The 13035-nt window shown below is 73.7% G+C and carries 11 protein-coding genes; 7 read left to right on the top strand and 4 right to left on the bottom strand.

Annotated elements, in window-relative coordinates; genetic code table 11:
* Positions 1–12 precede the first annotated feature (12 nt).
* Both OG896_RS07415 and OG896_RS07410 read left to right on the top strand, forming a co-directional pair.
* Positions 13–765 (top strand): ZIP family metal transporter, encoded by a 753-nt coding sequence (locus OG896_RS07415; RefSeq protein ID WP_328470965.1) that lies wholly within the window; start codon positions 13–15, stop codon positions 763–765.
* 536 nt (positions 766–1301) lie between these two features.
* Positions 1302–2936, top strand: a complete 1635-nt coding sequence (locus tag OG896_RS07410) for a subtype B tannase (protein ID WP_329373780.1) — start codon at positions 1302–1304, stop codon at positions 2934–2936.
* A gap of 104 nt (positions 2937–3040) precedes the next feature.
* Here OG896_RS07410 and OG896_RS07405 read toward each other — a convergent pair whose 3' ends face one another.
* The 4 genes from OG896_RS07405 to OG896_RS07390 all read right to left on the bottom strand — a co-directional run bounded on the left by OG896_RS07405 (position 3041) and on the right by OG896_RS07390 (position 6853).
* Positions 3041–3793, bottom strand: a complete 753-nt coding sequence (locus OG896_RS07405; protein ID WP_328470967.1) for a hypothetical protein — start codon at positions 3791–3793, stop codon at positions 3041–3043.
* Positions 3794–4031: 238 nt separating this feature from the next.
* Positions 4032–4598 (bottom strand): isochorismatase family protein, encoded by a 567-nt coding sequence (locus OG896_RS07400; protein WP_329363549.1) that lies wholly within the window; start codon positions 4596–4598, stop codon positions 4032–4034.
* A gap of 244 nt (positions 4599–4842) precedes the next feature.
* Positions 4843–6357, bottom strand: coding sequence for an MFS transporter (locus OG896_RS07395; protein WP_329363547.1), 1515 nt, complete (start codon positions 6355–6357; stop codon positions 4843–4845).
* A gap of 64 nt (positions 6358–6421) precedes the next feature.
* Positions 6422–6853, bottom strand: coding sequence for a MarR family winged helix-turn-helix transcriptional regulator (locus tag OG896_RS07390; RefSeq protein ID WP_328470973.1), 432 nt, complete (start codon positions 6851–6853; stop codon positions 6422–6424).
* A gap of 286 nt (positions 6854–7139) precedes the next feature.
* On the opposite strand from OG896_RS07390, the gene OG896_RS07385 reads away from it, so the two are divergent.
* From OG896_RS07385 to hydA, 5 genes are all read left to right on the top strand, one after another.
* Positions 7140–8519, top strand: a complete 1380-nt coding sequence (locus tag OG896_RS07385) for a hypothetical protein (protein ID WP_329363545.1) — start codon at positions 7140–7142, stop codon at positions 8517–8519.
* Between the two features lie 224 nt (positions 8520–8743).
* On the top strand, positions 8744–9034 hold the full coding sequence (locus OG896_RS07380) for a hypothetical protein (RefSeq protein ID WP_329363543.1): 291 nt from the start codon (positions 8744–8746) through the stop codon (positions 9032–9034).
* A 231-nt stretch (positions 9035–9265) separates the two neighbouring features.
* Positions 9266–10108 carry a nitrilase-related carbon-nitrogen hydrolase gene (locus tag OG896_RS07375; RefSeq protein ID WP_329363541.1) on the top strand — a complete coding sequence of 281 codons (843 nt, stop codon included), beginning with the start codon at positions 9266–9268 and terminating at the stop codon, positions 10106–10108.
* Positions 10109–10112: 4 nt separating this feature from the next.
* Positions 10113–11552, top strand: coding sequence for an aspartate aminotransferase family protein (locus OG896_RS07370; protein ID WP_329363539.1), 1440 nt, complete (start codon positions 10113–10115; stop codon positions 11550–11552).
* Positions 11549–12949 (top strand): dihydropyrimidinase, encoded by a 1401-nt coding sequence (hydA, locus tag OG896_RS07365; RefSeq protein ID WP_328470983.1) that lies wholly within the window; start codon positions 11549–11551, stop codon positions 12947–12949. Before OG896_RS07370 ends, hydA begins: the two co-directional genes overlap by 4 nt.
* Positions 12950–13035 lie beyond the last annotated feature (86 nt).

The following is a 13035-nucleotide window of genomic DNA, read 5'->3' as shown; positions in this document are numbered from 1 at the left end:
GATCATTGCGGCATGCCGGTCCTGATAGCCACGTGCGCCTTCGTGATGACCCTGGTCGGCGGCGTCGTCGCACAGCACATCGGGGACCGCCGCCACCTCGTCCTCGGCCTCGCCGCGGGGCTGATGCTCGGCGTCGTCGGGTTCGACCTGCTGCCCGAGGCGCTGGAGAACCAGCCGCACCACGTCTTCGGGGTACCCGCCGGGCTGCTGATGTTCGTGGCCGGGTTCCTGGCCCTGCACATCGTGGAGCGCTCGGTCGCCATCCACCGCGCCCACGAAGGCGAGTACGCCTCGCACACCCACGGCCACGGCCACGCGCACGACCCGGTCAAGGGCATCGGCGTCGCCGCGGCGGGCGCGCTGGTCGGGCACAGCGTGATGGACGGCTTCGCGATCGGCGCGGCCTTCCAAGCGGGCAACACCGTCGGCATCGTGGTGGCCATCGCGGTCGTCGCGCACGACTTCGCCGACGGCTTCAACACGTACACGATCACCCGGCTGTACGGGAACGGCCGGCGCCGGGCCCAGACGCTGCTGGCCGCCGACGCGCTCGCCCCGGTGGTGGGCGCCGCGGTCACCCTCGCGTTCACCATCCCGTCCGGGGTGCTCGGCCTCTACCTCGGCTTCTTCGCGGGGTTCCTGCTCTACCTGGCCACCTCCGACATCCTGCCGGAGGCGCACAGCCCGCACCCGTCCACCTCCACGCTGGTCTGCACGGTGGGCGGCGCCGGGATCATGTGGATGGTCATCGGCCTCGCCAACTGAGCGCCCCTCCCGGCGCGGCAGCGGCCCGCGCGCGACATCGGCCCCCGCCACGGCCCTGCGCCTGACCTGCCGGCACGGGAGCGCGTGCCCGAACTCGTGACGGCCACCGGCCGTTCGCCGCGTCGCTCCGGCCGCTCCTTTTCGTGACCACCGTGGCCGGTCAGTCGCCCGGGGCTGCCGCCGGCCAACCTGTGGGTCAGTGATGAATGCGCCAAAATTGTTGACGATGTTGAAGACACTTGAATACGTTCGTCGTCGCGAGAACGAGTGGAGCGCCACGCGGCGGGCCTGAAGAGGCGTCGCCACGGACCGTCCCGACCGGCGGAAGCGGGCCGTCGGTCCAGTGCGCACTCCTGCGTACCGGAGCCGGACCGTGCCGGCCGCTCCGGCCCGCCGCAGGTCCACCACCGGGCACGCCCGGGTGCCACGTGCGCCCGGACGCGCTCGGCAGCCGCCGCAGCAGCGGACAGCCGTGTGCCACGAACGAGGAGAAGACGACAGTGAGCGACAGGGCAGTGAATCGCAGGACCATCGTCATGGGGATCGGCGCGACCGCGGGCGTCGCGGCCGTCGGCGGGCTGACCGTGAACGCGCAGGCTTCGGATACGGGCGACCCGAAGTCCTCGGGTTCGCCGGACGCCCTCGTCTTCGACAAGGACGACTACACGGTGGTGACCGAGACCATCACCACGGACGACGGTGACAAGGAGGTCGTCTACCACTTCTACAAGCCCCGCGACTACGTCACCAACCCGTCCGACGGCACCCACCAGAGCCTGGTCGTCAGCGTTCCGGTCGCGATCGACGGCGAGGCCGTCGACGCCACCCGCGCCCCCATCGTGCTGGCCAACGTGGTCGGCGCCTACATGCCGTCGACCGTGGCGGACGCCGTCGGTGTGGGCCAGGCCGTGATGGAGATGGGCGACCTCGGCGGCGGGCCCGGTGGCGGCGGGCCCGGCGGCTCGCCCACCCCTCCGGGTTCCGGCACGGGCGGGCCCGGCGGCGGGGCCCCCGGCGGCGGCACGGGTGCCATCAACGGGATGGTCAACCTCGCGAAGCTGGCCGTCGCGGCGGGCTACGTCGCCGTGGAGCCGGGCACCCGCGGCCGCAGCCTCACCACATCCGACGGCACCTACTACGGCACGGCCCCCGCCGTCATCGTGGACCTCAAGGCCGCGGTGCGGTACGTGAAGTTCAACAAGGGCCGTATCCCGGGTGACACCGAGCGGATCATCTCCACCGGGACCAGCGCGGGCGGGGCCGTGTCCGCGCTGCTCGGCGCGTCGGGGGACAGCCCGATCTACCACAAGTACCTCAAGGAGCTCGGCGCGGCCGAGGCGAGCGACGCGGTCTTCGGTACCGGCACGTGGTGCCCCATCACCGACCTTGAACACGCCGACGGCGCGTACGAGTGGATCTGGGGCGGCAACGTCACGCAGGGCACCGGCGAGGTCGTCGACCAGGGCGTGTCCAGGGCGCTCCAGTCCCGGTTCGCCGAGTACCAGGCGTCGCTCAAGGTACGCGGTCTGAAGGGCTTCGGCCCGCTCACGGCCCGCAACTACGACCAGTACCTGCTGGAGACCTACCTCCAGCCGTCGGCCACGCGGTACCTCTCGGCCCTGTCGGACTCCGACCGCACGGCCTATCTGGCCTCGAACGCGTTCATCACCTGGTCCGGCGGCAAGGCGACCTTCACCTGGGCCGACTACCTCACGCACGTGGGCGCCCGGAAGAAGACCGCACCGGCCTTCGACGCCTTCGACCTGTCCGCGGGAGAGAACAACGAGTTCGGCGCGGGCACCACCGAGTCCCGCCACTTCACGGAGTACGGGCTGAGGAACGACACCACCGGTGTCACCGGCAAGCGCCTCGACAGCGACATTCCCGAGGTGCTCGACCTGATGAACCCGATGTACCACATCGAGAGGCACAACCCGGGCCGGTCCAGGCACTGGTGGATTCGGGTCGGCACCAACGACAGCGACACATCTCCCACGGTCTCCGCCAACCTCGCCGCCGCCCTGGACAACCTGGGCGACGACGTCAACCACCTCTACTACTGGGACCAGGGACACGCCACGAACATCGACCCCGGTGACTTCATCGCCTGGGTCGCGGAGATCTCGGGGCACAGGGGCACGGGCCACAAGAGCACGAGCCACAAGAAGTAGCCCCGCCCGCGGCCCGGAACCGGTTGCCGCGCGGCGGAGCGCGTACGGCCGGGGCGGGCCGCACCGGTCGGGACCGGTCGGGGCCGGTCGGGGCCGGTCAGGCCCTAACCGGCCGTCAGGGTCTTCGGCGGCTTCGGCGCGGTGACCGCCGCCTTCGTGACGTCAGCGACCAGTTCCACCACGTCGGAGCCGTACGCCTGCGAGTTCACCACCCGCAGCAGCAGGCAGAAGGTCGAGTCCAGGCCGTACTTGCGGGTCAGCCGCAGGTGGTGGCGGGCGAGGTAGCGGGTCGCGGCCTGGTTGGCTATGCCGCGCTGGCCCGAGGCGAGGAAGACCGGGCGGTCGTTGCCGGTGTCGCGGCCGGACGCCAGCCGGGCCAGCAGGACGTACTCCACCGCGCCCTTCTCCAGCCGGTACGTCTCCCCGGCCACGGTGATCGCGCCCTGGTCCGGGCCCTGCGCCGGGTCGGTGTCGATCTCCACGCCGGGCAGCATCGAGCGCAGGTGCGCGGCGAGCCGGTAGTTCGCCGCCGGCCCACCGATGCAGAACTCGGTGCGGGCGCCGAAGCCCTGCCAGGCGGTGTCGTGCGCCAGCACCTCGGCGTGCGCGCCGCACTCCTTGATCACCGCGGCCAGCTCCAGCAGCGCGAAGGCGTCGTGCCGGGCCAGGCTCCAGCCGCGCGCCCCCGGGTCGCGCGGCACCACGAGCAGGCACTCGGAGTCCTTCGGCAGCCCGAAGAAGCGCTGCCTGCGGTGCAGTTTGCGGTGCCACAGGTAGCCGCGGACCAGCCAGCCGAGCAGGCCGCCGATGACCAGCCCGGCCAGCGCCAGCACGAGGGTGCGCACGTCGTCGCTCATGGCGCGGCATCGTAGCGGTGTTCGAGCCGGACCGTCGCCCCCTCGGAGCCGCGGGCGCGAGCGCGGATACGGCTGTGGACACGGCCGCGGATACGACTGCGGGTACGGCCGTGGACACGGTCGCGGACACACGGCCGCCGCCGGGCCCGGGCGGGCGCGGCGGCGGCCGTGGGACGAGGCGGGCCGGCGGGCGGCGCCCCCTCGTCGGTTTCCGGGCCGGATCAGGGCCCGGTGCGGGTCAGTTCCCGGCAGCGGGCAGCAGCGCCAGGATCTCGTCGGTGCTGCCGGTCTCGCCGAGCCGCGGGAAGATCCGCTGCACGGAGTTGGCGTGCGCGTCCGCGTCGGTGTCGGTCACCGCGTCGGTGGCGATGGTGACGTGGTAGCCGGCCTCGTACGCGTCCCGGGCGGTGGACTCCACACCGATGCTGGTGGAGATGCCCACCAGCACGATCTGGGTCACCCCGCGCCGGCGCAGCTCCATGTCGAGGCCGGTGCCGTAGAAGGCACCCCACTGCTGCTTGCTGACGGTGATGTCGCTCGGCTGCTGGTCCAGCTCCTTGACCAGGTCGGCCCAGCCGTCGGGGAAGGTGACGGAGCCGCCGGGGCCGCCGTCGTTGCGGCCGGGCGCCACGCCGGTCACGTTCACCAGGACCACGGGCAGCTCGCGCTCGCGGAAGGCGGTGGCCAGGCGGGCGGCCCGCTCGATCACCTCGGCGGACGGGTGGACGGTCGGCAGGCCGGTGATGCCCTGCTGGAGGTCGATGACGACGAGCGCGGTGCGGGCGTCGAGGGTGGTGGCGGTCATGACTGAATGCTCTCTCTCACGGGGTCGGTGGTGCGTGTTGCGATGACGGGAATGGTCAGGGGGCGGTACGGCCGGGGCGGTACGCGCGGCGGCGGGCGTACGCGTACACGCGGGCGTACGGGTGCGGCCGGGTCGGCCGGGCGTACGGGCGCTGCCGGGTCGGCCGGGCGTACGGGTGCGGGCGCCGCGGTCGTCTCGGGCGTCACGTGCGGAAGGCGCGCGCGGGGCCTGCGGGCGACGGGGATCACCGGCCGGTCCCGCGCAGCGAACGGTCGGCCACGGTGAGCACGAGGACCACGACCCCGAGCCCGGCCGAGGTCAGCGCCATCTCGTGCAGCCCCGCGTCGGTCGCCCGCCGGCCGTAGAACAGGCCGATCAGGCTCGCGGCCGTGATCGCGCCCAGGTACTGCGAGGTGCGCTGCAGCCCGGCCGCGCTGCCGGTCTCGCCGGACGGCGCCTGCGCGTACACCGCCGCCTGGTTGGCGGTGGAGGTCAGGCCCTGCGGCAGGCCGAACAGCGCGCCCGCCGCGCCCAGCGCGACCGCCGGGGTGGTGTGGCCGGCCGCCAGCAGCAGCCCGCTGCCGCCGAGCAGCAGCACAGCGGCCGTGATCAGCGGTGCCCTGATCCCCTTCGTCCGCGCGCCCAGCAGCGACGTGGCCATCGCGGCGACCGACATCGGCAGCATCAGCAGCCCGGCCGTGGCCGAGGAGTAGCCGTGCGCGTCCTCCAGCCACTGCGCGTAGCCGTACATCACGCAGTACACGACCAGGTACGTCATGCCGTGCCGCAGATACGTCAGGGACAGCGGACGGTTGCGCGCCAGCATGCGCAGGTCGAGGAACGGCGCGGGGCGGCGCAGTTCCCACCAGGCCAGCACGCCGCCCAGCACGGCGGCCACCGGCAGCAGCGGCCACGGCGGCGCGGCCAGCCGCATCAGGAACAGCATCAGGGAGGTGAGCAGCGCGGCGAACAGGGCGATGCCGACCGGGTCGAGGCTGCTCGGCCGCGCGTTCCCGGCAGCCGCCCCGGCCGCGGCGAAGCCCGCGGCCGCGGGCTTCGCCGGGGGCGTGCGCGGCAGCCAGAGCGCGGCGAGGACGAAGCCGAGCAGGGCGAGCGGGAGGTTCACCGCGAAGACGGCGCGCCAGCCGAGGGTCGCGGCGAGGACCCCGCCCAGCACCGGGCCGACCGCGGCACTGGACAGGCCCGCCAGCGACAGCAGCCCCAGCACCGGGCGCGGGGTCGGGACGCCGATCCGCTGCGAGTGGGCGCGCAGCAGCGCCATCGCCGCCGGATAGGCCGCCGAGGTGCCGACGCCGAGCAACACCCGGGACACGATCAGCCACGCCAGCGACGGTGCCACGGTGCCCACCAGCCCGGCCGCCGCGACCACCAGCAGCCCGGTCAGGAACACCCGGCGGGGCCCGAGCCGGTCCGCGAGCCGTCCCATCGTCGGCTGCGCCACCGCGCTGGCCAGGTACAGGCTCGACACCAGCCAGGCCGTGTCGGCGGCGCCGACGTGGAAGCTGCCGCCGATCGCGACCAACGTGGTCGCGATCATGGTGGAGTTGATCGGGTTGAGCACCGCGCCGAGCATCAGCGGCACGATCAGGCGTGGGCCGAACCCGGCGGTGGTGCCGGCCGAGCCGGCGGCGGCACCGCCGGTGGGGCGGTGGTCGGCGGCGGGGTTGCCGGTGGGGGAGTTGCGCCCGTGCGGCGCGTCGCGCGGCTCGTCCACGGGTTCGTCCAGCGACCGGCTCATCGGCGGACCGCCGGGCGTAGGGCGGGGCGTATTCGAGGGGCCGTGCGGGGCGTGGGGGCGCCGGTCACGACTCCACCAGGCGCCGAAGCAGCGGGATCGCCGCCGCCATCGCGCGCTCCTCGGCAGGGCTGAGGTGCGTCTCCATCGCTTCGGCGAGCCAGCCACGGCGGGCCTGGCGGCCGGTGTGCAGCAGGTGGGAGCCCTCGTCGGTGAGGGAGAAGACGACCTGGCGGCCGTCGGTCGGGTGCGGGGCGCGCACCACGAGGTCGCGTTCCTCCAGCGCGGTGAGCGTCGCCCGCATCGATTGCGGCCGGACGAGTTCGCCGCGGGCCAGCGCGGCGGTGGTGGCCGGGCCCTCCCGGTGGAGCCGGCTGATGACCGACTGCTGGGACGGGGTGATCTCCGCCCCGGCCGAGGCGGTCCGCATGCGCCGCGAGAGCTGCGCGACGAGCGTGGTCAGCTCGTCCGCGGTGCGGAGACGTTCGGCCTGTGACATGACCTCCACCGTAGGAGATGAGCAGGAAGACTTGCAAGTTTGACTGTCGAGTGGCGGGTGTGCTCCTCCGGCGCGGGGGCCGGCGGCGACGCGCGGGAGCGGGCAGCCGCGGGGCGAGAGCGGTCGAGAGCGGTCGCTTGCGGAGGGAGCGGGCCGGTGGAGCGGGTCCCGGGCCGGGCGGAGCGGGGCGGAAAACTCCCCGTAGCAGCCCCGTAACGGAGCGGGTGTCCAATGCCGGACGGAAGCCGGGTGGAGCGGAGCCCGACTCGTGAGGGTGGAGGGCGCGGTGGCGGCCGAATTCACTTACTACTTCCGGTCGTTGCTCGCGGCGCTCGGCCGGCAGCCCGGCTGGTACGGGGTGTTCGCCGAGCGCGAGCCGGACGCCGCGGCCGCGTACGGCAGCGGGCGCCGACTCCCGCCGTGGGACGTGGTCCGTACCGTGCTGCGCGACGTCGCGGCCAACGGCGGTGCGGGCGACGCCGATCCGGCCGAGGTGGGCCGGGCGTACGCACTGCACCGGGCCGCGGCCGCCGCCGAGGACTCGGCGCCCGGCGCGTCCCACGCGCTGCGCGGCCGGCTGGACGCGGCGATCCGCGCCCGTGACGGTGCGGCGGCGCGGGCGCGGGCGGCCGCGCGCGCCTACGAGGAGGCGGGCGCCGAAACCGCGGGCCCGGCCGGCGCCCGGCTGGCGAACGGCCTCGCCTGGGCGCGGGACGACCTCTCGCGGGCGGCGGCGCGCTGCGAGGAGTTGCGGGGGCGGCTGGCCGGTGCGGTGGGGGCGGCGCGGCTGGGGCGGGAAGCCGCGGGTGCGGGTACCGGTGGGGGTACCGGCGCGGCCGGCTCCGACGACGCGGGGGCGGCGGAGCGGTCCGAGGCCCCGACGGTGCGGCGGCCCACGGGAGCGCGGTTCGCCGGTTCCGGTGCCGCGGTGCCCAGCGGGTCGCCCGTCGCCTTGGCCCCCGCGACGGCCGCCCGGGTGAGGTCGGCCGCGCCGCGCGGAGCGCGGTTCGCCGGCGCACCCACCGCGGACGCGGTCGGCGAGGCCGTACTCCCGGCGCCGTCCGCGCCCGCCGCCGGGCCCGCGCCCAGCGGGGCGCGTTTCGCCGGAGCCCCCAAGGCACCCGCCACCCCCTCCGCCGCGCCTGCCCGCGACCCGCGCTGGACCGCGGAGGCGCAGGCCGGCGCGGCCAGGCTCGGCGCGCTGCGGCGGGCCGGGGAGAGCGGCGCCGCCTACCTCGTCCTGTGCGCCGCCGCCGAAGGGCCCGCCGACCGTATCCCCTACGTCGTACGGGAGTTGGAGCGCACCGGGCTCGGCGCCGACGTCGCCACCCTGCTCTGGGAGATCGCCGCGCTCCCGCCGGAACCGCTCGCCGAGGCCGTCGCCGCGCTCGCCGCCGACGGGCGCGGACCCGACTGCCGCACCCTGCTCCACCAAGCGGCCGCCCGCAGCCCCGAGGACGTCGCCGTCGTGGCCGACCTCCTCCACCACGCCGGCCGCACCGACGAATCCGGCGAACTCCTGGAGACCTTCGCCCGCTCCCGCCCCGCCGCCACCGCGGCCGCCGTCACCCGCACCCGCCCCTCCCTCGCCACCCCCCTCCTCGCCGCCGCCGCCCGCGTCTCCGCCCCCTGCCAACGCGACATCTCCGCGGCACTCCGTCTCTAGCCGGCCGTTGCCCGTGGGCGGTACGGCTCCTGGCGACCGGCTCCATGTCCCGCGCGACTTCCCGGACATGGACCAGGAGCGGCTTGCTCAGCGGTGCACCCTCAACTCGCCCCGGAAATCCCCTCGGAACGCGGCCCGCACGGCCTCCCGCTCCGGCCGCCACCGGTCAGGTACGACCGCCACCCGGCGATCGTGGCCGTCACTCTCGACGGGAAACGGTGGACATGGCGCCTGCGAGCGGCGGTGGTTTCTACACCATCGCGGAGACCGCCGCCATCAGCGAGTACGTCCTCCTGCACGTGCCGGCGACCGGGAGGACGGCTGTCATGGTGCGGCAGCCGATCGCCAGTGCCGGATGCGATGCCGGGAAGCAGTATCCGTCGCTGCGCAATTCGTGCGAGGCGCAGAGCTGTGTCGTCCAGAGCGGCGCCCTGGTCGTGCTGATGTGCAATCTCACCTCCACCGGCGACGGCCGTCCCCAGCCCGCCCTCGCGGTCAAGGCCGTCACCTCGTAGCTGTCGACTCCGGTACACGACACAAGGAGCGGACCCGGCCCAGCCCCCGGCAAGGGACCCGCACGAGGTCCACCGGGATGCGCCGTATGGGTCGGGCGGGCAGGAAACATGCCCGTTGTCGGCTGGTAACCGCACGGGCCTTGCCAGAGTGGAGCGCGGGACTTACGTTCGTCGGACGGCTGGGATCTACGGGCGTAGAACCGACGTGACGTCACGTCAGAGGAGCTGCGGATGAGCAACGTCGTCAGGGCCGCCTTGGTGCAGGCCACCTGGACCGGTGACACCGAGTCGATGATCGCCAAGCACGAGGAGCACGCGCGGGCCGCGGCCGCGCAGGGCGCGAAGGTGATCGGGTTCCAGGAGGTGTTCAACGCCCCCTACTTCTGCCAGGTCCAGGAGGCCGAGCACTACCGGTGGGCCGAACCGGTGCCGGACGGCCCGACGGTGCGCCGGATGCAGGCGCTCGCCAAGGAGACCGGGATGGTCATGGTGGTGCCGGTCTTCGAGGTCGAGCAGTCCGGCTTCTACTACAACACCGCCGCCGTGATCGACGCCGACGGCAGCTACCTCGGCAAGTACCGCAAGCACCACATCCCGCAGGTCAAGGGCTTCTGGGAGAAGTACTACTTCAAGCCCGGCAACCTCGGCTGGCCGGTCTTCGACACCGCCGTCGGCCGGATCGGCGTGTACATCTGCTACGACCGGCACTTCCCCGAGGGCTGGCGCGCCCTGGGCCTGGCCGGCGCCCAGCTCGTCTACAACCCCTCGGCCACCAGCCGCGGCCTGTCGGCGTACCTGTGGCAGCTGGAGCAGCCCGCCGCGGCGGTCGCCAACGAGTACTTCATCGCGGCGATCAACCGGGTCGGCACCGAGCCGTACGGGGACAACGACTTCTACGGCACCAGCTACTTCGTGGACCCGCGCGGCCAACTCGTGGACGGCGCCGCCTCCGACAGCAAGGAGGAACTGCTCGTCCGCGACCTCGACTTCGACCTGATCGACGAGGTCCGCCAGACCTGGGCGTTCTACCGAGACCGCAGGCCGGACGCCTACGGCGACCTGACGGAGGCGTGAGCAGATGGCCACCGCGACCCAGAGCGCGCACGCCGCGCTGTACGCCCGTCACCAGGCGGTGCTCCCCGACTGGCTGGCCACCTACTACGCCCGGCCGATCGAGCTGACGCACGGCGAGGGCCGCCACGTCTGGGACGCCGAGGGACGCCGCTACCTGGACTTCTTCGGCGGCATCCTCACCACCATGACCGCGCACGCGCTGCCGGAGGTGACCGCCGCCGTCACCGAGCAGGCCGGGAAGATCCTGCACACCTCGACGCTCTACCTCAGCCGCCAGGCCGTCGAACTCGCCGAGCGGATCGCCCACCTGTCCGGCATCCCGGACGCCCGGGTGTTCTTCACCACCTCCGGCACCGAGGCCAACGACACCGCGCTGCTGCTGGCCACCACCTACCGCCGCTCCAACCAGGTGCTGGCGCTGCGCAACAGCTACCACGGCCGGTCCTTCACCTCGATCGGCATCACCGGCAACTCCGCCTGGTCCCCGACCAGCCTCTCCCCGCTCCAGACGCTCTACGTGCACGGCGGGGTCCGCACCCGCGGCCCGTACGCGCACCTGACCGACGCGGAGTTCACCGCCGCGTGCGTGGAGGACCTGGAGGACCTGCTCGGGCAGGCGAACGGCACGATCGCGGCGCTCATCGCCGAACCGGTGCAGGGCGTCGGCGGGTTCACCTCCGGTCCCGACGGTCTGCTGGCCGCGTTCAAGCGGGTGCTGGACCGGCACGGCATCCTGTGGATCACCGACGAGGTGCAGACCGGCTGGGGCCGTACCGGCGACCACTTCTGGGGCTGGCAGGCGCACGACCAGGCCGGCCCGCCGGACATCCTCACCTTCGCCAAGGGCATCGGCAACGGCCTGTCCATGGGCGGTGTGGTGGCGCGCGCCGAGGTGATGAACTGCCTGGACGCCAACTCCATCTCCACCTTCGGCGGCAGCCCGATCACCACCGCGGGAGCGCTCGCCAACCTCGCCTACCTGCTCGACCACGACCTCCAGGGCAACGCCCGCAGGGTCGGCGGCCTGCTGAAGTCCCGGCTGGACGCGGTCGCCGCGCGCAGCACCATCGTCCGCGAGGTGCGCGGCCGCGGTCTGATGCTCGGGGTGGAACTGGTCGAACCCGGCACCGACATCCCGTCGCCGGCCGCCGCCTCGCTGGTCCTCGAAGCCGCCCGCGAGCACGGCCTGCTGATCGGCAAGGGCGGCCGGGCGGGCAACGCGCTGCGGATCGCCCCGCCGCTGACGCTCACCGTGGCCGAGGCGGAGCAGGGCGCCGACGCCCTGAGCGCGGCCCTGAGCGCCGCGCAGGCCGAACTGGAGCGGCAGTCCGCGCAGGGGCCGTCCGCGCAGGGGTCGTCCGCGGGACGGGAGCCGTCCGCGCCGCCGCAGCCGTCCGCAGCCGCGAAGTCCGCGCCTCCGGTGCAGGAAGGAGCCGCGCAGTGACCCGCACCCTCATCCGCGGCGGCCTGGTGATCACCGCCGCCGACGAGGTCCACGCCGACGTGCTGATCGAGGGCGGGCGGATCGCCGCGCTCGCCGCCCACGACAGCGACACCGCGGCCGGCTGGACCGCCGACACCGTCATCGACGCCACCGACCGCTACGTCATCCCCGGCGGCGTGGACGCGCACACCCACATGGAGATGCCGTTCGGCGGCACCGTCGCCTCGGACACCTTCGAGACCGGCACCCGCGCCGCCGCGTGGGGCGGCACCACCACCATCGTGGACTTCGCCATCCAGCAGGTCGGCGGCAGCCTGCGGGCCGGCCTCGACGCCTGGCACGCGAAGGCCGACGCGCGGTGCGCGATCGACTACGGCTTCCACATGATCGTCGCCGACGTCAACGAGCCGGTGCTCAAGGAGATGGACCTCCTCGTCGAGGAGGGCGTCACCAGCTTCAAGCTCTTCATGGCGTACCCGGGCGTGTTCTACAGCGACGACGGCCGGATTCTGCGGGCGATGCAACGCGCGGCGGCCAACGGCGGCCTGATCATGACGCACGCCGAGAACGGCATCGCCATCGACGTCCTGGTCCAGCAGGCGCTCGCCGCGGGGAAGACCGACCCGCGCTACCACGGCGAGGTCCGGCACGCGCTGCTGGAGGCCGAGGCCACCCACCGCGCCATCCAGCTCGCCCGGGTCGCCGGCGCGCCGCTGTACGTGGTGCACGTCTCCGCGCAGCAGGCGGTGGCCGAGCTGATCACGGCCCGCGACCAGGGCCTGCCGGTCTTCGGTGAGACCTGCCCGCAGTACCTGTTCCTGTCCACCGACAACCTCGCCGAACCCGGCTTCGAGGGCAGCAAGTACGTGTGCAGCACCCCGCTGCGGCCGCGCGAGCACCAGGCCGCGCTGTGGCAGGGCCTGCGCACCGACGACCTCCAGGTGGTCTCCACCGACCACTGCCCGTTCTGCTTCACCGGGCAGAAGGACATCGGCGTCGGCGACTTCTCCAAGATCCCCAACGGCCTGCCCGGGGTGGAGAACCGGATGGACCTGCTGCACCAGGCCGTCCTCGACGGCCACCTCACCCGGCGCCGCTGGATCGAGATCGCCTGCGCCACCCCGGCCCGGATGTTCGGGCTCTACCCCCGCAAGGGCACCCTCGCGCCCGGCGCCGACGCCGACGTGGTGGTCTACGACCCGCACGCCGGCCAGGTGCTCTCCGCGCAGACCCACCACATGAACGTCGACTACAGCGCGTACGAGGGCCGCCGGATCACCGGGCGGGCGCAGACCGTCCTGTCCCGCGGGGTGCCGGTGATCCAGGACGGCGCGTACGTCGGCCGGGCCGGGCACGGGCAGTACGTGCCGCGCGGCACCTGCCAGTTCCTCGGCTGACGTCTTAGTTCCTCGGCTGACGTCGTTCGGCGCCCGCCGAACCCCGCCGACCCCCTGCGAGCCTCCCCACGTTGAAGGAGCGGTGC

The sequence above is a fragment of the Streptomyces sp. NBC_00669 genome (assembly GCF_036226785.1).
In the GTDB taxonomy this organism is placed as follows: Bacteria; Actinomycetota; Actinomycetes; order Streptomycetales; family Streptomycetaceae; genus Actinacidiphila.
The sequence above is the reverse complement of the archived record's forward strand: the minus strand, read 5'-3'. Positions and strand labels throughout refer to the sequence as shown.

Coding starts and splice junctions, on each gene's coding strand:
- OG896_RS07415 (WP_328470965.1), top strand. CDS start 13: ATGCCGGTCCTGATAGCCACGTGCGCCTTCGTGATGACCCTGGTCGGC.
- OG896_RS07410 (WP_329373780.1), top strand. CDS start 1,302: ATGGGGATCGGCGCGACCGCGGGCGTCGCGGCCGTCGGCGGGCTGACC.
- OG896_RS07405 (WP_328470967.1), bottom strand. CDS start 3,793: ATGAGCGACGACGTGCGCACCCTCGTGCTGGCGCTGGCCGGGCTGGTC.
- OG896_RS07400 (WP_329363549.1), bottom strand. CDS start 4,598: ATGACCGCCACCACCCTCGACGCCCGCACCGCGCTCGTCGTCATCGAC.
- OG896_RS07395 (WP_329363547.1), bottom strand. CDS start 6,357: ATGAGCCGGTCGCTGGACGAACCCGTGGACGAGCCGCGCGACGCGCCG.
- OG896_RS07390 (WP_328470973.1), bottom strand. CDS start 6,853: ATGTCACAGGCCGAACGTCTCCGCACCGCGGACGAGCTGACCACGCTC.
- OG896_RS07380 (WP_329363543.1), top strand. CDS start 8,744: ATGGCGCCTGCGAGCGGCGGTGGTTTCTACACCATCGCGGAGACCGCC.
- OG896_RS07375 (WP_329363541.1), top strand. CDS start 9,266: ATGAGCAACGTCGTCAGGGCCGCCTTGGTGCAGGCCACCTGGACCGGT.
- OG896_RS07370 (WP_329363539.1), top strand. CDS start 10,113: ATGGCCACCGCGACCCAGAGCGCGCACGCCGCGCTGTACGCCCGTCAC.